Genomic DNA, 22819 nt, shown 5'->3' on the forward strand with positions numbered 1-22819 from the left:
ATTTGCTGCTCGCTATCTTTTCTATCTGCTGCCCAAATCTAAATACATATTTTGAAAAAATGCCTTCGCTTTCTTCTCTAATGTTTTATCGCCCGATTGTTCTATAATACTATTCTTATCATTGTCATAAATAATACTACCGTCTATATTTACCATTGAGAATCCATTGACATAAGAATAGAAGGCAAATTTGTTTGCGTCAGGATTAAACATGTTTTTGCTGAACTTAAAGTCACTATGGTTTATATTCATCTGCGATAGGAGAGTAGCGGCAATGTCGTTTTGCGAACCGTAATCGAGAACATCGGCCGGTGCTTTTACGGCTCCTCCGAGCCAGATCATCGGAATGCGAAATCGCTCGGGCGAGTTGTTGTCTACCCCCGAAGGGTACGACTGCATACAGTGGTCGGCAACCAGTACGATAAGCGTATTCTTCCAGAGTTCTGTGGTTTTTAGCTTGTCAACAAAGCTGCCAAGGCAACTGTCTGTATATGCTACTGCATTGATAAATGGCTCGTCGAATCCTTTGGATGGCACATCGAATGGCTCGTGGCTGCTAAGTGTCAGCACGGTCTTCATAAACGGTTCTTTAGGTTGCTTCTCTATAAGGTCGCTGTAAACTCTGTCGATGAGTATTTGGTCGGGAACACCCCATTTAGTGAGACGATCAGATAATGGGAATTCTTCTTCGGATGTTATATCACAAATCATACAACTGCCTACAAAATAAGAGCGCATGTTTGCAAAGTCGGCATCACCACCATAATAGAAAGATAAATTATAGCCACTTTCCTTGAGTGATGCAGGTATTGCCGGAAGCGATTGCGTCTTTTGTGGATATTTCATTATAGCAGTTGTCGGGTGTGCCGGATAACCGCTAAGTATAGATACCAATCCTCTATCGGTACGGAAGCTGTTGGCGTAAAAGTTTTTGAAAGAGATGCCTTCTTTGGCAAACTTATTCATATTAGGTGCTATGAGCGAATCATTCGCTACGTTTGCTGAAAAGCTCTCGAGGATAAAAAATATAATGTTGGGTTTATCTGTATTTAATAGCTTGATTATACTATCGTTTTTAGGTTGCTTGTTTAATTCGTCAAAAATTCGGATCGCCTCTTGTTTATTAAAGAATTGATATTGGGATGCAAAGTCTTCCGATTTGAAAAATGAGTACATAAGATTGAAATGGGGATTGACTGCGGCGTGATTAAGAAACATATTGTCGCTGAAATATACTTTGCCTACATTCATAGTAGATACACTTAAGCCACCTCTGATGGGTAGAATTAGCATTGCCATGAGAACAATCATCACTAAGCATGTTTTACCTATCGATTTCGGTATTTTCAGTTTTAGTATTTGTCGTTTGATGATGTAGCTGTATCCTAAATAGATAATTGAAATAAAAATAGCAGAGAGTAATATGCCTGCAAAAATTTCTGTTGCTGAACCACTACCAATTGCTTCTTCCGGATTTTTGAGATAAAAGAATACAGTAGAATCGAAATGGAATCCCCAGTGAGGATAAATAAAAATGTCGGCAATACTAACGATCGTAATAAGGCTTAGTACGAAAGAAAAATATATATTGCAGATCTTGGCTATTGCTTTTGGGTTAAACCATATTGAGAGAATAAGGAATAGCGCCGGTAGTACGCTTAGATAGCCACTCATCGACAAGTCGAGCGGAAGTCCATGATAGAGCACCTCTAATATATCATTAAGAGAGAAGGATTCGGACATAGACATACTTGTGTGGGCAAGAATGAAAATTACTTTCCCAATAAGAAATATCAAAATGAAATATAAGAATATACTGACAAATATGAAGATTCTATTTTTCATAGTTAAAGTAGTTCAGCAGATAAAACAGATGTGGTAATCTGCTCTATCTCGTTTATTTCTAGGCTTTTTTCGTTCGATGATGTTTTGGATTACAAAGATAAATGAAAATAAGTGGACATCCTTTATGGATTTCCACCAAAATATTCATCTAAAGAATAAAGAATAAATCTTTAACAAATGTTTAACCTTTCAAACACTTAATATCATGGCTAATATAAATTCAGAAAACAGAGGGGGTAACGGTAAGAGAAACAAAATGACACGGAAACTTTTATCAGTCGATTTTACTCCGATGGTGGATATGAACATGTTGCTAATATGCTTCTTTATGTTTTGTACTACGCTAAGTATGCCGCAAGTGATGGATATTGCAGTGCCTGCAAAAGATACCGAAAATACAGGAGCTACTGAAATACCGCAATCAAGAACACTCACCTTTATACTGGGCGAAGACGATAAAGTATATTACTATGCAGGTATAGCTGATTATGACAATTTTGCTTCTCTCAAAGCTACCGATTACGAAGGTATGCGAAACGTATTGCTGGAGCGCAATGCTGTATCTATCGCAAAAATACGCGAATTGAAACAAAAACGGTATCAAAAACAGATATCAGATCAAGATTATAAGATAGGAGTTGAGGCTATTAAGAAGTCGGATGAAAGTATTATTGCTGTTATAAAACCGACAAACGATTCCTCTTTCAGAAATCTGGTAGATGCTCTAGACGAAATGCAGATTTGCGGAGTAGGAGTGTATGCACTTGTCGACATGGCTGAGGGTGATAACTATCTAGTAGAAAATTATAAAACAAAAGGTGCACTTACAGCAGAAAACAAATAAACCTTAATAACACATTTATATATGACAAGAAGGCTTGCTGACTGGATGTAGCAAGCCTTCTTAATGTTTATTTAATGGCAAGATACTGTATTTCATATTTCGGATAGCTGATACTTTCGTATCGTCTTGTATCGGTAAAAAAATATTTATAACTTGTCAACAAGTTTCTCTTAGCTTCGTCTAATACATTTTCAGCATTCGTTTTTGTAAGTTCCTAAATGAAAGTAGGGGACTTCTAAAATAAAAATATATGAATAAAATAGCACTATTAATTTTTGTATCTATTTTCAGTTTGGGGCTATATCCGGCATCTGATCAAAAAAAAGATAAAGTCGAAAATACCTTTACAAACCCTTTGCGCAAAGGAGCCGATCCATTTATAGTAAAGCATAATGGAAAATACTATACGATCTTTAATAAAGGCGGTGGATTTGCAGTAACAGAATCTCGTTTCCTCACAAAGTTTGAGAAAGAAGAAGTTGTATGGATGCCTCCTCAAAACGCGTGGAACAGCTATAATCTTTGGGCACCCGAAATACATCCCATCGATGGTAAATGGTATATCTATTATGCCGGTTCTGTACATAAAGGAACGCCATTTTATGCGCAACGTGCCGGAGTTTTGGAAGCAGATAATCCCTTTGGACCATACACCGATAGAGGAATGTTTTATACGGGAGACGACCCCGAAACTAAAAAAGATAACTGTTGGTCTATCGATATGACTGTCCTTCAGCACAAAGGGAAGAATTACGCTATCTGGTCGGGGTGGAATGCCTTGCATGATCATCACGACGTAGATCAATACCTTTACATAGCAGAACTGGTTAATCCGTGGACACTGGGAAAACGGGTGCTCCTATCGAAGCCCGAACTGGAATGGGAAAAAGGAGATCAGATTATTTTACAGGAAGGTCCACAGGTACTTCAACATAACGATGATGTCTTCATCCTTTATTCAACCCGTGGTTCTTGGAGCGAACATTACAAGCTGGGGCAGCTTCGCTTGAAATCTTCCGACAGCGACCCGCTTGATCCCAATTCGTGGATCAAATCGCTGAAGCCTGTTTTTCAGGGAAATTCTGCCGTTTATGGTGTTGGACATGCCAGTATGACCACATCGACCGATAATAAAGAATATTGGATATACTACCATTCCAAACTCAATCTGGAAGGTGGATGGAATAACCGTCATGTCTATTTGCAGAAATTTACTTTTGATGCCGATGGTAATCCGCTATTTGGAGAAGCTAAAGGCGGAGGGGTAATGATACGCCCTTCGGGAGAAGTTGAAATTGAAAAACAAGACAGAAAAACCAAGAAATAAGATATACAAATAAATAAGGCTTGCTACATCAAAGTAACAAGCCTTATTTTATTTAATGAGCTCAGTCTATTTCACTTTTTTAGAAGTATCGGATTCATCTTCCACCAGTGCGAAATCCAGTTGCTTGCGTTCCAGATTAGTCCTTGCTACTTTTACTTTAATAGCATCTCCTAATTGATATTTACGCTTGTTGCGACGGCCACGCAGGCAGTAGTTCTTTTCGTCAAATTCGTAGAAATCATCGTCCAGATCGCGGATAGGAATCATACCCTCACATTTGTTTTCGTTGATTTCGGCATACAGTCCCCACTCGGTAATTCCCGATATAACGGCATCGAATACCTGCCCAAGCTTGTCGGACATAAATTCAACTTGTTTGTATTTGATAGAGGCTCTTTCGGCGTTAGCAGCCAATTGTTCCATATCGGAACTATGCTTACACTTATCTTCATAAAGCTGTTTGCTCACACTCTTGCCTCCATGCAGATACTCGGTAAGCAAGCGGTGTACCATCATATCCGGATAACGGCGTATGGGCGATGTGAAGTGGGTATAATAATCGAATGCTAAACCATAGTGACCAATGTTTACGGTCGAATAAATCGCCTTAGCCATTGCACGAATTGCGATTGTCGATATCAGATTTTCTTCCGGTTTTCCTGTTACTTGTTCCAGTAGATGGTTTATCGATTTCGACACAGCCATCTTATCTCCGGTTGTTTGTATTTTATAACCGAATCGGCGAATAAATTCCGAAAGGTTTTCCATTTTTTCGTTGTTTGGCCAGTCGTGAATACGATAGACAAACGTTTTGGCATGTTTGCCTTCGGGAACTTTTCCGACAAATTCAGCAACCGTACGGTTTGCCAAAAGCATGAATTCTTCGATAAGTTTATTCGAGTCTTTTGCATATTTGAAATAAACACTGATCGGTTTGCCTTTTTCGTCTATTTCGAATCGTACCTCATGGCGGTCGAAAGCGATTGCACCATCAGAAAAACGTTTTCCTCTTAGCTTTTTAGCCAATTGATCAAGTTTAAGAATCTCTTCTTTGAAATCGCCTTCGCCACCTTCTATTATGTCTTGGGCTTCTTCGTATGTGAATCGTCTGTCCGAATTGATGACTGTGCGTGTGATGCGGTGATTCTTTATGTCGGCATTCTCATCCATTTCGAATATGGCTGCGTAGCAAAGCTTTTCTTCATTTGGTCGTAACGAACATAATCCATTGCTCAAATGTTCGGGTAGCATCGGCACGGTTCTGTCTACAAGGTAGATCGAGGTTGCTCTTTCTTCACCTTCTTTGTCTATGATGTCACCTTCTCTTACGTAATGTGTTACGTCGGCAATATGCACTCCTACCTCCCAATTGCCATTAGACAATTTTTTGATAGATAATGCATCGTCAAAGTCTTTAGCATCACGAGGGTCTATCGTAAATGTAGTAGTCTGTCTGAAATCTTCGCGGCGGGCTATTTCTTCTTCTGTTATTACGTCCGAAATCTGATTTGCAGCTTCTTCTACTGCTTTTGGATATTTATATGGTAGACCAAATTCGGCTAGGATAGCATTCATTTCGGTATTGTTATCTCCCGGTTTTCCCAGAATATCAATAACCTTTCCTATCGGGTTCTTTGCTTTTTGAGGCCACTCTACTATTTCTACAATAGCCTTGTCTCCATCCTGCCCATTTTGCAGATTTTCTTTTGGTATGAATATATCATTAGCCAGTATCTTGCTGTCCATTACCAAGAATGCAAACTGTTTTTGTACATCGAGTGTACCTACAAATCTGTTTTGCTTGCGTTCAAGTATATCTATAACTTCACCCTCAGGATCGCGTCCTCTGGCTTGTGCTAATACTTGAATGCGTACACGATCTCCATTCATGGCATGCATAGAATTGCGTTCGGCCACAAATATGTTCGGATTGCCATCTTCGGGTACAAAGAAATTCTTCCCGTTGCTTCTCCTTTCGAAAGAGCCTTCGAGTAGTATACCTCTGTTGTTCGATTTATATTTGCCCTGACTGGTTTCTACGATGAAAGCATCTTCGATCAGGCTATGCATTATGTTTTGTACTATTTGTCTTTCGGCAGATCTGGTGAAACCGAGTTTTTCATTTACTTGTTTGGGGCTAAATGAGTCCCCCGAATTTTTGTTGAAAAAATTGATGACAGCATTTGCTATATCTGATTTGCTTTTTCTTTTATCTGTTTTATGTGGAATTCTTTTTTTTGCCATAATATAGATTGTTTTCTATTTGAATGTTTTAATGAATTGGAATGAATTTCTGCATATTCCGATTCTTGTTAGGTCAAATGTACGAAAAAAAGATGTTTTTAACATAATTGACCGGCTTAATAATTTTAGATGTCGGGTTATGAGTGTTAGTATTCGATTGTATATTTTAATTCTCTTGTCATAGAACCTTTGTTGATATTACACCTTTAACCAAGTATAGACGCTTGATTTGAGCCTTCTTGATTATAGCATCGTCGTACGACTCTGTGTTTTTGGGAATCAGGCGTAATATTGAATTGTCATTTTCAGCAGTCCTTATATACTTGATGGTGCTGTATGCATCTGTTACAATGAGATACATCTCGCCGGGAAGTATAGATTCAATATTTATCTCTTTTAGCGTGACAATCGCTCCGGAGGGTATCTCCGGTGCCATTGAATCTCCGACAAAAAGAGTAGCGAAGTCACAATTCATCAAGCTTGGGACTTCTATATAATATGAAGGTTCGTTTTTTTTGCCATCAGCTATCGGCTCTATGTCAGTATATACAGAGTCATAGAACGGTATTTTTTTGTAGGACGACGAATGTGTGTCTTTTTCGTTGTTTTCAATATACATGGATCCCTCGCCTGTGAGCAACCATGATTTACTTATGTTGCAATATTTTGTTGCAATAGCGTCGGCTAAATCTTTACTGATCGAATTTTTACCCTTTTTTATTCTGTATAGGTTTTCAGATCTTTTCAAGCCAATGCTTGAGGCAAAAGCATTGGTTGTTAAACCTGTAGATATAATAACTTCATTTAGTCTATTCCAGCTATCCATGTAATTTTAATATTTTTTTTAAAAAAAATAAAAGAAACATTTTTATTTACAATTAATGATTGTATATTTGCGAATATTATACAATTTAATATTGTATTTTAATGTTTCAGTTTTGTTTTATAACGAGTGTTAGGTATAATAAATAGTCTTTACAGGCTAAGCATATTCGTTTTTTTACGATTTGATAATGCAGCTATATAAATTCAAAAATTAAAACCCTTATCTCTTAAATGCTACAATAATGAAAATCGGAAAACGCAACAAAAAGTAAAGCCTGTAATGACATATTCAGTCTCACATTGTTTTTTTTAAGAGTCGCAAATTCGTTGAATTGACGATTTTCGGGTAAACAAAAACAAATGCTCAAAGAGCGATGGAGGCCAGAATTATGTCTGAGCTACACAAGTGAATGCGGTGGGAAATCCATCTCATTTTCAGAATATTGATGCGTGCATTTTTAATACATATTCATTTAACTAAAAACTAAAATCTAGCAAAGGTATGAATTCTTATTGTTAAAACTATATTATCTATACTCCTATAAATTTAATATAATAGCCTATATAACACTTTTAAATATGAAACGTTTTTTTTATTAACTATTTTTTTATTATGAAGAAAATTAAATTTTACATTCCTGCACTAGCTCTTGTTGCGGGATTATCATTGACAACCTTATCATGCGTTGATGACACGGAGTCGTCTACCGTAACAGCTTTGCGCGGTGCCCGGGCTGAACAACTAAAAGCAGAAGCAGCGTTGAAGAATGCTCAGGCAGAAGCTACAAAAATTACATCAGAAGCCGATGCAGCATTAACTTTAGCCGAAGCTAAGTACAAAGAGGCTGTAGCTAAGGGTGAAGAAATACAGTTGGCTAGGACTCAGGCTGAGGTTGACTTGGCTGTAGCGCTAGCTAAGGGAGATTTGCAAAAATTGCAAATTAGTCTGCAAACAGAATTGTTGGCTCTGCAACAAGCTTTAGACATGGCAAAAAACGGTGATCCTGTATTGGAGGATGCTATCGACAAGTACAAAAGTCTGATTGGAAAAGTAAACGACCTGAAGATTAATATTGAAATGGCAAAAGTAGATATTGTAGGTGCTAAGGGTGTTCTTGCTGCATTAGAGGTTAAAGCACCGAACGCTTTGGAATCTCAAATATTATTTATCAAACATAATATTGCAGATTTAGAAGTAGATATTGCAAAAGATACAAAAGAACTTGCATATTGGAATAATCTTGTTGTATCGAATGATGTAAAAGCATTGAAAGCGGAAATGACCAGGCTGAAAACAGCTGAAGATAAGATCAACTTTACAGAACTGCCTCCTCTTGAAAAAGCTGAAGATGCAGCGGTTACAAGCTACAATAATGCAGTGGACTTGCTGAGAAAATTCCGCGATAATGGTGCCATGAAATATACGAGTGGCTGGAATAATGAGCTGGATATGATGGGTGCTGTTTATTATTCTATTGCAGAATTGGATATTGAAATCAGAAATATTGAGGTTGAACTTAAAAATGCCGAAGTAATAAAAACTAAGGCTGAGGCTGATTTTGCTGCTGCTAACGCTAAAATAGACGGACTACATGCCGCCCTGAAAGCTGCTACTGCCAAAACTGTTACAGCTCAAACAACTTATAACAATGCTTTAGATGCACAAGCTAATTTGCCGGCTAATGCTACTCCTGCACAAGTTGCTGCTGCGCAACAAGCTGTTACTGCTGCCGGTGTAGCTCTTGCTGCTGCTCAAACAGCTGAAAGTGATGCGGATATTGCTTATGGCGATCAGCATACAATTGTAATTACGAATCAAAATACAATTACTGCTCAAGCAAATATTGTAGCATCGTACAATGCTGATCTGGCAGCAATGAAAGAAGTGAAAGCACTTTATAAAGACGACAAAACTCCAGCAACATTAGAAGCTTCTGTGAAAACAACTTTAGCCGCTAAAACAAAAGCTGTAAAGGCTGCAGACGATAAGAGAACTGAAGCTCAAGTATTGAGCGATAGCTACGATTCTTTGGAGGGTCTTACGTTGAATGGTGCTCAATTGCTGTCTGAATACAAACCTACCAAGATAAAAGCGTTGGAGTTGAGTATTGCTGATAATAAAGATGCTGTGGCTGGGATGAATGTATATATTGCAGAATCTAAAGCTAGCAATACAAATGCTGTTCAAAACCAAAAAGCAATTATTGCTAATTTAGAAAAACAACTTGCACAAGACGAAGCTGACTTGAAGGTACAAGAAAAATTACTTGAAGCAGCTAAGAAAGTTGTAGACGATAAGTTGAAATAAGAAGGTTAATCTATCCAAATAGAGTTCCGGAGGTAAGATAGTCTTGCCTCTGTCTCTATCGGGATTAAAACAGTAGCTAAGAATGAAAAAAATAATATGTTTAGTAATGCTCCTGTCTTTTGCCTTTATGGTTTCGGCACAAGGTAACGATTTTGAGCCCCTTAAGAAAGGAGACCTGATGGTCTCTCTCAATTTGGGAGTAGGATCGTATATCGGAAAGTCGGCTCCGGAACCCAATTTGTCGGAATATACGCTGTCGGCTCCCATGTCTTCATGGTTCGACAATAAAATGATACTCAGTGTTGAGGGTCGTTGGTTTTTGACTGATAAATGGGCTTTAAAGCTTACAGGAGGATTTGATAATAGCCACAATCCCGGTTATACCGAAGTTACGGGAACAGGTGATGAGTTGGGAGATGTCCCGACATACAATGCTGTGCCAAGTAGCAATAGCATGCAGTTTTATATTGGTGCAGGTGCCGATCATTATTTCAAAACACGTTACGATCAACTCTATCTGCGTATAGGAGGAGAGTTCGGGTTTGCTTACGGAAGAATGAAAGCTAATGGTTCTGATAGCGAAAAATATATGGGTGCATCGGTAGGAGAGGCGTACTCGTGGAAAGTGGCTCCCGTGGTAGGTGCAGACTATTTCTTCTCGAATGCTTTATTTGTAGGCTTCGATGTACGTCCTGTATCCTATCAATATTCAGTATATAATATACGCCCTCAAGCAGGATTGGGTTTGTTGTCATCCGACAATCATAATATATCAGTAATTGCACAGCCAATGCTTAAGCTGGGAATACGATTCTGATTTATAAATCGGGTGACTTTCACTAGTTGTTTAAAATTTTAATTCGCAAGAGACTGTTTCTTATTAAGGAACAGTCTCTTGTTTTTTATTCTACAAGGTATAGTAAAATAAAATGCTGCCGATATCACTTTTTCACTATCACGATTACAATTATTTGCTATTTTTATGTTTCTTGTCCTTTCGGTAATATAGACATGTCTAATAATTTGTGTAATTTTGCATCCGCTATCGTTTCCCTTTTAGATGTTTATCTATTATAAAGGAAAAGGAATATAGAGGTGTTACTATTATCATCTTTTATTGTTAGCTGATAGGCAGCTTATTCAAAATTTATAATTCGTAATTGCTACATGGCTTGTATATTACATATAGAAACAGCAACAGAAGTTTGCTCGGTTGCCGTATCGAAAGACGGTGAGTTGATTTTTCAACGAGAAGAAACCAAGGGGCCTTCTCACGCTGTGCTGCTTGGCGCATTTGTCGACGAGGCTACGAAAGAACTTCGATCTAAAGGATTAAAACTCGATGCGGTTGCAGTCAGTTGCGGACCCGGTTCGTATACCGGTTTGCGTATTGGAGTATCCGAAGCAAAAGGCTTATGTTATGGATTGAATATTCCGATGATTGCTATCGGAACGCTTAGACTTATGGCATCGGCTGTGGCAAAAAAAGGTCTGGTTGATCCGGCTATATTGCTTTGCCCGATGATCGACGCCCGTCGTATGGAAGTGTATGATGCACTATTCGATTCGCAACTCATGCTTATTCGTGATGTTGAGGCTGATATTATTGATGAGACTTCGTTCATAGAGATATTGAAAGATCAGAGAATAGCCTTTTTCGGTAATGGGTCTGCTAAATGCAAAGAGGCAATTCAATCGCCAAATGCAATTTTTATCGAGAATGTTTATCCCTCGGCTATTGATATGGTTGACTTGGCGGAAGATGCTTTCGCTAAAAAAGAGTTTGTCGATTCTGCTTATTTCGAGCCATTTTACTTGAAAGAATTTGTTGCTACAATAGCTAAGAATAAAGTATTGCCGCCTCATCAGAATGTAAAATAATTCTTATTTATATAATTATAGCTTTTTGAATGTTTCATTTAGAAGGCTATCTCATCAAAGAGGGTGTATGGATTAACTGTGAGTTTATACCCCATCTCTTTGTTATCCCTACGCATAGTAACGGATCTGTCTGGTCTCTCCAATCCTCTCCAAAGAGGTATTTAATTCTTACCAATCTATTTTTTATTCATTTCTTCAAAAAAAAGCTACTGAAAATTTGCTCGTTACGAAACTTGATGTATATTTACGAAAAAATAGTAGTTTTACGTTTTTAAAATAGATCACATGGAAAAGCTAACTCATCAGGAAGAAATAATTATGCAGCACATTTGGCAATTGCAAGAATGTGTGGTGAAAGATATAGTAAATGCAATGGATGAACCCAAGCCGCCTTATACGACAGTGGCCTCTGTAGTTCGGAATCTTGAGCAGAAAGGTTATCTCAACTCGAAAAAATATGGGAACGTATATGTATATAGCCCCCAGATAATAGAAGATGATTACAAAAAATACTTCATGTCTAATGTTGTGAAGAGTTATTTTGAAGATTCGTATAAGGAACTCGTTTCCTTCTTTGTGAAAGAAGAGAAGATATCCCCAGAAGAATTGGCTGAGATTATCCAAATGATAGAAAAAGGAAAGAAATGCTGATCGTCTAAATTTTACAGTTATGGAAAATGCTATAATAATTTATCTGATTAAAGTTACAATATCGTTGGCTATCTTTTATGGACTATATATGGTCTGTCTGAAGAAAGATACATTCCTGAGGATAAGAAGAATATATTTTTTATTTGCTATATTTTTCTCCTTGCTCTATCCTGCTGTTAGTTTCGAAGTAGCAGCGGCGGAAAAAACTCAAATTCCTGCTTTTTGGTTGTCTGAAATAGAAGGAGGTGTAATGCCTGTCGAAAAAAATACAAGTGTATCAGTGCAGAGCTGGATACTTATCGGTCTCTCATTTATAGCCTTGATTATGCTGTTGAAGTTCGTTTTTCAAATGAGTAGTATTATAAGACTTAAGATTGTGAGTGAATCGGAAGAATCGGACGGGTGTTGCATTATAAAATTGTCGGGAAAGAAGGTTTCTCCATTCTCATTTTTCAATTGGATATTTGTTGGTGCTAATGTCTGTAATGCAGAAGCAGTAGAAATAATTGCTCACGAACGTGTGCATGCCAGACAATGGCATTCAGTCGATGTCGTGTTGGCTCAATTGCTCTGTGCTTGCTTTTGGTGGAATCCAATTGTGTGGCTGTTGAGGAGAGAGATGAAAGTCAATCTCGAATATCTTGCCGATAAAGGAGTGTTGGACGAGGGCTTTAATACTACGGCCTATCAATACGTACTTCTGCAGGTTTCAAATGAAAATACCGGTATTTCTATAATTAATAATTTTAATGTATCACAACTTAAAAAACGTATTACCATGATGAATAAAGAGAAAACTTCTGTTCTTAAGTCAGCAAAATATTTGTTGGCTATACCACTTGCAGCAGTGCTGCTGCTCGGTAATGCCGTACAGGCATCACCCGAATTGGTAACCTCTCCGTTGGAAGAAATGTTGACTCCGCAAAGCAATAATGAGCAATTGCTTGTAGAAAAGGTAGGTGTTGATCAAGCTCCACAGAAAAAAACGACTGAACCATTTAAAATTGGAGAGAAAAAAGGAGATACATATGTAACAGTCGAACAAATGCCTACCTTTCCTGGTGGTGAATCTGAAATGCATAAGTTTATAGGAGAAAATCTTAAATACCCAGCTGATGCTGTTGAGGCGAAAATACAAGGGCGGGTAACTCTCCGTTTTATCGTTAAAAGTACAGGGGAGGTTACAGATGTGTCGATAATAAGAGGTGTGCATCCTAGCTGTGACAATGAAGCTTTGCGTGTCGTGAAATCGATGCCGAATTGGAATCCCGGGAAGCAAAACGGGAAGGCTGTAGATGTTTATTTTACATTGCCGATCGTATATAAATTGAAAAAGGATAATAACGTGACACCGTAAAGAATATCTACTGATCAGATTGTCTTGGTGCATGATAAATGAAAGAGCTGTGTAAATATAATAATGCAAATAGGCTAATGTGAAAAAAGGTGGATATTAAATTCACCTTTTTTTGTTCAATCTTATTGTTAATATATTAATTTATGTGCGAATTGTAAGAGCCTTTCTCTTATTAGATTAGAGGGTGTGTCAGTTGGTTTCTTATTGTGATTTTAGTAATGTTTAGTAATAAATATTGAGCCATTTATATCTGTCCATACTAATAAATATTAAAAATTATTCCCATTTTATAATAAATTATAATAAATTTTTTTAATTTTGTTCTTTGTAAGAAATATAAAATAACATTTCAATGCGCGATTTTCATCAAAATAAAATGATTCTTTCTTCCATCTTTTCTCCTGAAAATTTGGTAGTTAACTCTATTTTATTAGAGAGAGAGAGAGAGAGAGAGAGAGAGAGAGAGAGAGAGAGAGAGAGATTAATACGCTGTATACCAATATGTAATCTTCTGTTTTGTGCTGCCTTTACGCAGCTTTCATATAAACTACCCACCAATAATATACGAAAAATAGTTCATATAATAGTACTCCCTGATGTTTTTTCAGGCTTGTTTCTCTATTTATCTGCGTCCAGAATTATTTCCACCTCATTTTATGGCCTTTGTGAAAATTTGTTTAAAACGTCGATTGCTTTTAATAATAAAGTGATTTTAGTCAGTCGTATCCGAAAATATTTTTTTAAGATACAATCCCTTTTACATATTAATAAACTAAATACGTTCGAATGCTCTTTGAGGCAGCAACCTGTTGCTAATACTGCTCTTTATACTTTGTCTGGTTACGTCTCCCAGACAACAAGAAGTCTTTGTCATAATAGATAAAGACCTTTTCTATTTATTGTTTTATACATTAATTACTAATTACAATGAAGAAAAATGTTGTTAACTTATTGCGAATAGCTTACTCCTTGAAGCGGGTATCATTTGCATATCTCTTTTTCTTAACCATTGGTTCTGTCGGCTTAGTGTCAGCTGGCAATGTCACGATGGAAGGAGATAAAATCATGGAAGAATTGCAAGATGGCAAACAGATTGCAATAAAAGGAAAAATTATTGATGAGACTGGGGAGCCCTTGATCGGTGTAACAGTTAAAGTTAAAAACTCAACCGCCGGAACTATTACAGATGTGGATGGAAATTTTTCATTGACGGTTCCTGGTAGTACATCCGTTTTAGAAATTTCTTATGTGGGGTATCTTACCCAAAATATAACCATAGGGAATAAAACTTCGTTTGATATAACAATGGATGTAGACTCCAAAATGCTGGATGCTGTTATTATTACAGCGCCTATCGGTGTGCAACGTCCACCAAGAGAAATTGGTTACTCTGTAAGTTCTATCTCTGCAAAGCAGTTGACAGAATCGGGAACAACCAACTTTGCATCGGCTTTGTATGGAAAAGCTGCCGGGGTGAAAATTACAACAGCTCCTGGGGGCGCAACAAGTGCAGTAAATGTGCAAATAAGGGGTGTCAATTCATTGAATTACAATCAGCAGCCATTGTATGTGGTTGATGGTGTAATGGTTCGTAACGATGGGCAAAACGGGGGATCGGGCGCTAATAATGATGGTTATTGGAGCGATCAGAGAATTAGAGGAAATGGGATGTTGGATATAAATCCGATGGACATCGAATCTATGACAATTCTGAAAGGGGCATCGGCATCGGCATTGTATGGTTCGGATGCATCCAGTGGTGTTATTGTAATAACAACCAAAAAGGGATCGAGAGATCAAGGACTGGGTGTAGAGGTCAACTACAATGGTATTATGGAGAATGTAGCTTTTTTACCAAAGTATCAAACGATATACGGTCCGGGATATGGTCCTACGACAAATATGGCTAATGGTGCGACAGCCGAAGGTTGGGTTCTAGACTCAAATTCGCCTTTGAATGGGGGGTACCGCCCTTACTTCAGAGCATATGGTCAGTTTGGTCCAAAATACGATGGGCGCGAAGTTACTTGGTGGGATGGCACTCAAGGTACTTATGATGCCAAAGGAAAAAACAACTATGCAGATTTATTTCAAACAGGATTTACTTCTAATGTTAATCTTGCTTTATCTAAGCAAACAGACCTTGTAAACTATCGTTTGTCATATACAAGGCTGGATTATACAGGTATCCAAAGGGGAAGCGAATTAGCAAAAAATACATTTAACCTCAATACTGTAGTTAATCTTAGGCGGAATATAACTTTAGATGTGGTTGCCAACTATATAAATACGAATACACATAATAGGGCTACGTCTACTAATCGCCTGTTGGCCAATTTTGGTGGTATGTTTAGTAGAGCTGAAGATGTATCGACTTTTTTGAATAATTATCAAACCTCGAGAGGTTTTAAATATGTTAATATCGATAATGCAAAGAGAAATCCTGAAGAGGCTTTCATCTATAATATACGTGCTTATGATGTTTTAGATTATTTCTGGGACAGGTTGAAAAATGAATACGACGAAACGGAAAATCGTTTGATAACAAGTGCTACTTTAAACTGGGGTATTACAGATAAACTTAAGTTGAGAGGGCGTATCGGGAACGATTTTACGGCTGTGAATATAGAAGATAGGCGCTATAATGAATATCCTGTGGCATTCAATACTGGTGGTAGTACTGGTATGTATGGTTTGCAGAAAAATCAATACTCTATCCTTTATGGGGATGCGATGCTTACCTATTCAGATAAATTTACTCCTGATTTTGGATTTACTGTAGCAGGAGGTTTTCAGGGCCGTCAAGAGGAATATAAAGAACAATTTTCGTCGACCAGTAGCGGGCTTAATGTCGAGAACTGGTTTACCCTGTCCAATTCTTATGGTGTGCGCACAGCAACATCAAGTAAAATGGAACTCCTTAAATATGCTTATATCGGAGTGGTGAACTTAGCTTATAAAGATATGTTATTCCTTGAAGGAACTGCTCGCCAAGAGTATGCATCTACACTTCCGCCGGCTAATAATCATTATTTTTATACATCAACAAATGGTAGCTGGATATATAGTGAGGCATTCAAAATGCCATCGTGGATGACTTATGGTAAATTAAGAGCATCGTATGGTGTGGTAGGTAATGCACCTCCCATGTATGAGGCTAATATAGCTTTTACTCAATCGCCGTTACAAACAGTTACAGGATCTATTCCTTCATTTTTGATGAGTGGAAAATATGGCAACATGGATTTGAAAGCCGAGATGAAGCATGAGTGGGAGTTTGGTTTAGAGAAACGTTTCTGGGACGATCGTGTAAGTCTGGATATAAGCTATTATACCAATAAGGTGAAAGGTCAGATTATGAATATTGCTGTGCCATTATCTAGTGGAGCTAATAGCCAAACTGTAAATGTTGGAGAGATCGGTAATCAGGGTCTCGAAATTGCAGCAAGCGTAATGCCTCTTACAGGAAAATTGAAGTGGACAACGCGTTTCAACTTTGGATTCAATTCGGCTAAGGTTAATTCATTGGCAGATGGTATCAATGAAGTTCAATTCTGGTCTGAAGACGAAGGAAGCATAAAGATATCGGCTGTGGCAGGAGAAACACTAGGTAGCATTTATTCTTATGTTCGTAAGACAAATGACAAGGGTGAATTCTTGATTAACGATAATGGATATTATGTTATAGATCAATCTAGATATGAGAAAGTTGGTAATATTATGCCGAAAGTAGTTGGTGGATGGTCAAACAGTTTCAACTATAAAAATTTCTTGTTAGATTTTACAATTGATTACCGCTTTGGCGGACAAATCGTGTCTCCTCAATCTAAATATAATATGTCTGCCGGTATGTTCGAATCGACGATGCAGTATCGTGATGCCGAGAACGGTGGTATACCTTGGGTATATAAAGGTACAGATGGTAAATCTTATAACCGCAATGATGGAGTTATTATTTCGGGGGTAAATGAGAATACAGGTAAGGCGAATTCAACCATTGTTTCGGCAGCTGATTATTATAGCAATACTTATGCATGGGGTGCTTCGGGATGGAATGACGGTATGGTGTACGATAATAGTTTTATTAAGTTCCGTGAGGTAACAGTAGGTTACAGAGTACCTGATGATATTGCGAAAAAAATGGCTTTGTCTGGGCTTCGACTAACAGTGTATGGAAGAAATCTATTCTATGTATGGAGAAGTTTAGAGAATATTGATCCTGAAGCTCCTATCGGAAGCAGATGGTGGTCGCAAGGAGTTGATAATGGAGCGTCGCCTGCGGCAAGAAGCGTGGGATTCTCAATTAATGCCAAATTTTAAAAGTAAGAATTAATGAAAAAGATATACAGACTAATTAGTATACTGTTAGCAACGTCGTTGATGATGATTGGTTGCGATCCGGCTGATAAGTTCAATAACCCGGAAAAGACAGAGATAGGAAGTGTTCCGGCATTATTTACCTCAATGCTTAATAATGCCCGGATGAGAACAGAATATTGGAATGTGAGAACGGTTTTGATTACCCATCAGGCTATTTATACTCAAACTGTAACGTTGGTAAACAGTTCATCACTATATAAACAAAATGATAGTTATCTGGGGCAATACTGGAGAGATTTCTATACAGCTGAGTATGGTGGTGCAATGGGTATGTACCGTCAGATGCAACGTGTAGCAAATGATTTGCCATCAGACCAGCAAGCTGAAAATGAGATATTTTTTCAAGCGGGTAAGGTTGTGATGTACGATTTTGGTTCTCAATTGGTAGATATGTTTGGTGATATACCTTTCTCCGAAGCCGGAAGCCTCTCTTTGACAGCCCAAAATGTGCCGGCTAAGTTTGACGACCAGCAAGAGCTTTACAAAATGTTTATAGAAGATCTCGATAAAGTGGCTACTTATTTCTCGACAGCCGCTACCACAGCATCATTTACACGTCAGGATATAATGCTGGCTGGAAGTGTGAAGAAATGGCAGAAATATGCAAACTCGATCCGTTTGAGATTATTGATACATATCTCTAACGTTGAGGAGGGGTATGCGAAGCAAGAGATAATGAATATGTTGAATAATCCTGCTAAATACCCATTGATAGATGGCGATAATAATGGGAATTATGATCCGAAGAGTGTAGATGTGTTGAATGTTCCTCTTACAACTTATACTAGTAATCTATATGATGCCTTAAATGAAGGATATGCCAGCCTAGCTCCTGATTTTATGGTGAATAATTTAATGGTTCCAACCGAAGATGTGCGTTTGCCTGTTATGTTCGATAAGAACGGTCAGGATCAATATGTTGCAGCTCCGATTACGGCTACAAGTGAAAGCTTGGCCGATTATAAGAAAGTAACAGCCAACTGGGATTCAGTGTCTATCTGGCAGAATAATAAGTTGCCGGGGATCAGAATTACAGCATCGGAGATAAATCTTATTAAAGCTGAAGCATACGAGCGTTGGGGTAGCTCTGCTGATGCAAAAACTGCTTATGAAACAGCTGTAAAGCAATCGGTATCATTCTATTTCTATCTGAATAGCATTAATTTGGATGGAGATAAAGAGACTAAGCCATCGGATCAAGAGATAAATGATTTTATTAGCACCCGAATTGCATATCAGGGAACTCGCGATCAAAAACTGGAGTTGATAGGAACGCAAAAGTGGCTGCATCTAGGTTTCTTACAAGGGCTCGAGTGTTGGACCGAACTGAGGCGTACCAAATACCCTACATTGCTTCCATTTCCATCAGAAGGAAAGGAAAATGGTTTTGAGACTCCTCCAACCAGACTATTATATCCTTCATTAGAGAGGAATACAAACCCCAATTATAGCACTGTACAAAGTAAAGATACACGTACAACAAAGATTTTTTGGGATGTTAATTGATTAGTTCATATTAAGAACACTTGAAAAAAGCTGCCTGTGAAGGTGGCTTTTTTTATTTTTAAAAATAATTGTTTCTGTACTTAAAAACGTTTATATTTGTAACCGTTTTTTAATATATACTCTCTAAAAGAAATCAATGAATCATGATTTAGTTACAAGAATATCGTATTTCTTGGAGACATATACCTCGGTTATGTTTTCGAGAAATGTACTACATTGTTGTTAATCTAGTCAGTATTTATGTGATTTACTTGAAAGTGAAAAAGCCACCTTCACAGGCAGCTTTTTCCAAGTGTTTTTTAATATAATAACTAACATCTCTGAAAATCAAGGTTGAGCAAGTAAGAAATACTATACAACCAAGGGTTCGGAGGTGTTATCTTTTGCAACCGATCAATAATAAATCGGTTGATAGGTTTTTATAAACTACACTTATATAATTTAGTGAAATTGATCTGATCAAGAGCAATGGATACGGTGGTATGTACCTATGTGCGTAATAGATCCTAATGTATTTTAGGATCTTCGATAAATTGTTTTTATTAAATCTTTTGGCTATAATACGCGTGCAGTGCGCAGTGTATAGCTCTCTCTCTCTCTCTCTCTCTCTCTCTCTCTCTCTCTCTCTCTCTCTCTCTCTCTCTCTCTCTCTCTCTCTCTCTAATAAAATAGAGCTAACAGCCAAATTTTCAGGAGAAAAAAAGGAGTTAGAATCGATTATATTTAGAGTAGAATTTGTCATTAAATTGTGTTTGAATAGCATTTTTAACAGCAGCGAATTTAGCTATTTATTTTGGTTTGGCAAAATTACAGATGCTTTTTGCTTAATTTTTATTTGCCCTCTATATATCTGGGGCTGTTTAACTTTGTTGTGTGTCTTAACTTTTGAGGGATGCATAAAAGTTGCTGATATGAGAGCTTGTGATGTCTGTTAACTTTATCGGAAATTGAACAGGGTGATTCTACTCATTTTACAGAAGGTATTATTGCTAATGTAGGAAGGATATCAGAGAAGGGGAAAGCTTGTTCAACTTCGGGAAGTTTTGCTGTCTTAACTTATCAATCCCCAATTATATCTGTTGCCACCCAATTTTTTTAATTGCCGACGCAGAATTAGATTGTCAGGTTTTTCGAGTTGGGGATCATCATCTAAAACATTTTGTGCAACCTCACGGGCATATTTCAATATCTCAGAATCTTTCACGAGATTTGCTATCCGCAAGTTGAATGGAATACCACTTTGCTGAGTTCCTTCAAGATCGCCGGGGCCTCTGAGTTTTAGATCAGCTTCGGCTATTTCGAATCCGTCATTACTTTCGACCATTATATCTATACGCTTTCGGGTTTCAGCCGAAAGTTCGTATGGAGTAACCAATATACAATAAGATTGGTCGGCTCCACGCCCCACACGTCCTCGTAACTGGTGCAGTTGCGAAAGTCCGAAGCGTTGTGCCGACTCGATAACCATTACTGAAGCATTAGGTACATTTACACCTACTTCTATAACAGTTGTCGCCACCATAATTTGAGCTTCATTTCTGACGAATCGCTGCATCTCGGCTTCTTTATCTTTCGGTTTTAATTTTCCGTGTACTTTGCAAACAGTATATTCGGGGAAAACTTCACAAATATGTTCATAGCCCTCCTCTAAGTTCTTCAAGTCTAATTTTTCACTTTCTTCTATTAGTGGATATACGATGTAGATTTGTCTGCCCTCTTCCAGTTGTTTGCGCATAGATTGATATAATGCGCCTCTTTTCTTATCATACTGATGGATCGTGTGTATGGGTTTTCTACCCGGTGGTAATTCGTCAATTACCGAAACATCAAGATCCCCATAGACAGTCATAGCCAATGTTCGTGGGATAGGGGTTGCTGTCATCACCAGCATGTGTGGCGGATTGATATTCTTAGACCATAATTTTGCACGTTGGGCAACCCCGAATCGATGTTGCTCGTCAATAACTACTAATCCGAGATTAGCAAATTGCACAGTGTCTTCTATTAGAGCATGAGTTCCGATCAATATTTTAAGATCATTAGTCAATAAGTTGCTATGTATTCTTTCACGATCTTTCTTCTTTGTAGATCCTGTCAGTAGTTCTACACTTACATCTAATCCATCCAAAAACTCCATTATGGTGTTGTAATGTTGTGTGGCTAGTATTTCAGTCGGTGCCATTATGCAGGCTTGAAACCCATTGTCGATAGCTATGAGCATGAGCATAAGTGCAACCAGAGTTTTACCGCTACCCACATCACCTTGCAAAAGTCGGTTCATTTGTTCGCCTGTTGCCATATCTTGGCGGATTTCTTTTATAATGCGCTTTTGCGCGCCGGTAAGTTCGAACGGAAGATTGTTTTCGTAAAAAGAATTTAAATAATCGCCCACTTTTGTAAATACAAATCCTTTCAGTTTAGCCTTGCGCTCCGATGTGTATTTTAGAATATTGAGTTGGATGTAAAATAGCTCTTCAAACTTTAATCGTAGCTGAGCATCCCTCAAGAGTGCGACTGTTTCGGGAAAGTGTACATTTCTGATTGCCGATTTCAAGTCCATGAGGCGAGCCTCCTGTATTACCTTCTCGGGTAAAGTTTCAGTAATATGGTTTACAGAGGCAGAAAATGCAGAGGCAACTATTTTTTGAATTGCTTTCGAATTCAGGTAATGCCTCTTCATCGTTTCTGTTGTATTGTAATAAGGCATCAGTCCCATTTGTCGTGCCTTTTCATCGATATAAGGATCAATGTCAGGATGTGCTATATTAAACTTCTGCCCGAAGAGGGTTGGCTTGCCAAAGACGATGTATGGCATATTTATTCTGTACTTGTCGGTAATAAACCGGCCTCCTTGAAACCAAACTAGGTCTATATATCCTGTACCATCCGTAAACCGGCCGACAAGTCTTTTGTTGCGCCCTTCGCCAATTGTTTCGAATTCTGTAATGCGCCCTTTCAGTTGTATGTATGGCATATTTCCATCAATCTCATGGATGAAGAATATTCGGCTGCGGTCTATATATTTATACGGAAAATAATATAACAAGTCTTCCACCGAAAAAACATCAACTTCCTTATTTAGGATTTCTGCTTTCTTCGGTCCTACACCTGCCAGGTATTTTATATCTGTCTGTCCGTAGTCTGCCATTTTACTTTAACTTCATTTATAGCAAAGTTATATATTATTCTCGTATATACTGTATTCCGCCTATGTTTTCTATCTTGTTGGCACCACTTTGTATGTACAATATGAAAATATTTTAAAAAGATGTTTAGCAACATGTTAAGCTGTGTGTATTGACTGTTTTGTGTGCTTTTATACCCTTTGGATGATCACTTAAAGTGTTGATTATTAAATTATTTAAATATATAAAACCAAATGTTAAATTAACAAATTTGACATTTTAAGTAATTTTAATTATGTCTCGATTCTCTTGTTTTGTGTATTATAGACATCTATATTTGCCGATATAAAATTGTAAAAAAAACTTAACATAAGTTACTGCATCGAAAATATTCTGTTAAGTTTTTTAATGAAAAATAGTAGTGTTATTATATATTAAGTAGTTGTCGTATAGCAGCTACTAAGTCAGGTGAAAGTAGTGTATTTGTTAAGGTAAATTGTTAAGTATTAAATTATCATCAATCAAA

The 22819-nt window shown here is 37.6% G+C and carries 13 protein-coding genes; 9 read left to right on the top strand and 4 right to left on the bottom strand.

Annotation, left to right across the window (positions count from 1 at the left end):
* Positions 1-21: 21 nt before the first annotated feature.
* Positions 22-1743 (bottom strand): LTA synthase family protein, encoded by a 1722-nt coding sequence (locus G7Y56_RS12935; RefSeq protein WP_255498750.1) that lies wholly within the window; start codon positions 1741-1743, stop codon positions 22-24.
* A 307-nt stretch (positions 1744-2050) separates the two neighbouring features.
* On the opposite strand from G7Y56_RS12935, the gene G7Y56_RS12940 reads away from it, so the two are divergent.
* Both G7Y56_RS12940 and G7Y56_RS12945 read left to right on the top strand, forming a co-directional pair.
* Positions 2051-2689, top strand: a complete 639-nt coding sequence (locus G7Y56_RS12940) for a biopolymer transporter ExbD (RefSeq protein WP_165044065.1) — start codon at positions 2051-2053, stop codon at positions 2687-2689.
* A 250-nt stretch (positions 2690-2939) separates the two neighbouring features.
* Entirely contained in the window at positions 2940-4016 is a 1077-nt protein-coding gene (locus tag G7Y56_RS12945; protein WP_165044067.1) for a family 43 glycosylhydrolase, read from the top strand.
* 66 nt (positions 4017-4082) lie between these two features.
* Here G7Y56_RS12945 and rnr read toward each other — a convergent pair whose 3' ends face one another.
* The gene (gene rnr / locus G7Y56_RS12950) at positions 4083-6260 is read right to left on the bottom strand and encodes a ribonuclease R (RefSeq protein WP_165044069.1); all 2178 of its coding nucleotides are present in this window, start codon (positions 6258-6260) and stop codon (positions 4083-4085) included.
* Positions 6261-6438: 178 nt separating this feature from the next.
* Complete coding sequence (locus G7Y56_RS12955) at positions 6439-7086, bottom strand: S24 family peptidase (RefSeq protein WP_165024923.1); 648 nt, start codon at positions 7084-7086, stop codon at positions 6439-6441.
* Between the two features lie 612 nt (positions 7087-7698).
* Here G7Y56_RS12955 and G7Y56_RS12960 point away from each other — a divergent pair.
* The 7 genes from G7Y56_RS12960 (at position 7699) to G7Y56_RS12990 (ending at position 19168) form a co-directional block, all read left to right on the top strand.
* On the top strand, positions 7699-9393 hold the full coding sequence (locus G7Y56_RS12960) for a hypothetical protein (protein WP_165044071.1): 1695 nt from the start codon (positions 7699-7701) through the stop codon (positions 9391-9393).
* A gap of 82 nt (positions 9394-9475) precedes the next feature.
* A complete protein-coding gene (locus G7Y56_RS12965) occupies positions 9476-10210 on the top strand; it encodes a BT1926 family outer membrane beta-barrel protein (RefSeq protein WP_165044073.1) in 735 nt (244 codons plus the stop codon).
* Between the two features lie 350 nt (positions 10211-10560).
* Positions 10561-11274 (top strand): tRNA (adenosine(37)-N6)-threonylcarbamoyltransferase complex dimerization subunit type 1 TsaB, encoded by a 714-nt coding sequence (gene tsaB / locus G7Y56_RS12970; RefSeq protein ID WP_165044075.1) that lies wholly within the window; start codon positions 10561-10563, stop codon positions 11272-11274.
* Between the two features lie 285 nt (positions 11275-11559).
* On the top strand, positions 11560-11925 hold the full coding sequence (locus G7Y56_RS12975; RefSeq protein ID WP_165044077.1) for a BlaI/MecI/CopY family transcriptional regulator: 366 nt from the start codon (positions 11560-11562) through the stop codon (positions 11923-11925).
* A 19-nt stretch (positions 11926-11944) separates the two neighbouring features.
* Complete coding sequence (locus G7Y56_RS12980) at positions 11945-13282, top strand: M56 family metallopeptidase (RefSeq protein WP_165044079.1); 1338 nt, start codon at positions 11945-11947, stop codon at positions 13280-13282.
* Positions 13283-14209: 927 nt separating this feature from the next.
* Positions 14210-17602, top strand: coding sequence for a SusC/RagA family TonB-linked outer membrane protein (locus G7Y56_RS12985; protein ID WP_165044081.1), 3393 nt, complete (start codon positions 14210-14212; stop codon positions 17600-17602).
* Positions 17603-17614: 12 nt separating this feature from the next.
* Positions 17615-19168 (top strand): SusD/RagB family nutrient-binding outer membrane lipoprotein, encoded by a 1554-nt coding sequence (locus G7Y56_RS12990; protein ID WP_165044083.1) that lies wholly within the window; start codon positions 17615-17617, stop codon positions 19166-19168.
* 1051 nt (positions 19169-20219) lie between these two features.
* Here G7Y56_RS12990 and recG read toward each other — a convergent pair.
* On the bottom strand, positions 20220-22316 hold the full coding sequence (gene recG, locus G7Y56_RS12995) for an ATP-dependent DNA helicase RecG (RefSeq protein ID WP_165044085.1): 2097 nt from the start codon (positions 22314-22316) through the stop codon (positions 20220-20222).
* Between the last annotated feature and the right edge of the window lie 503 nt (positions 22317-22819).

It is taken from the genome of Dysgonomonas sp. ZJ709 (assembly GCF_011039195.1).
In the GTDB taxonomy this organism is placed as follows: domain Bacteria; phylum Bacteroidota; class Bacteroidia; order Bacteroidales; family Dysgonomonadaceae; genus Dysgonomonas.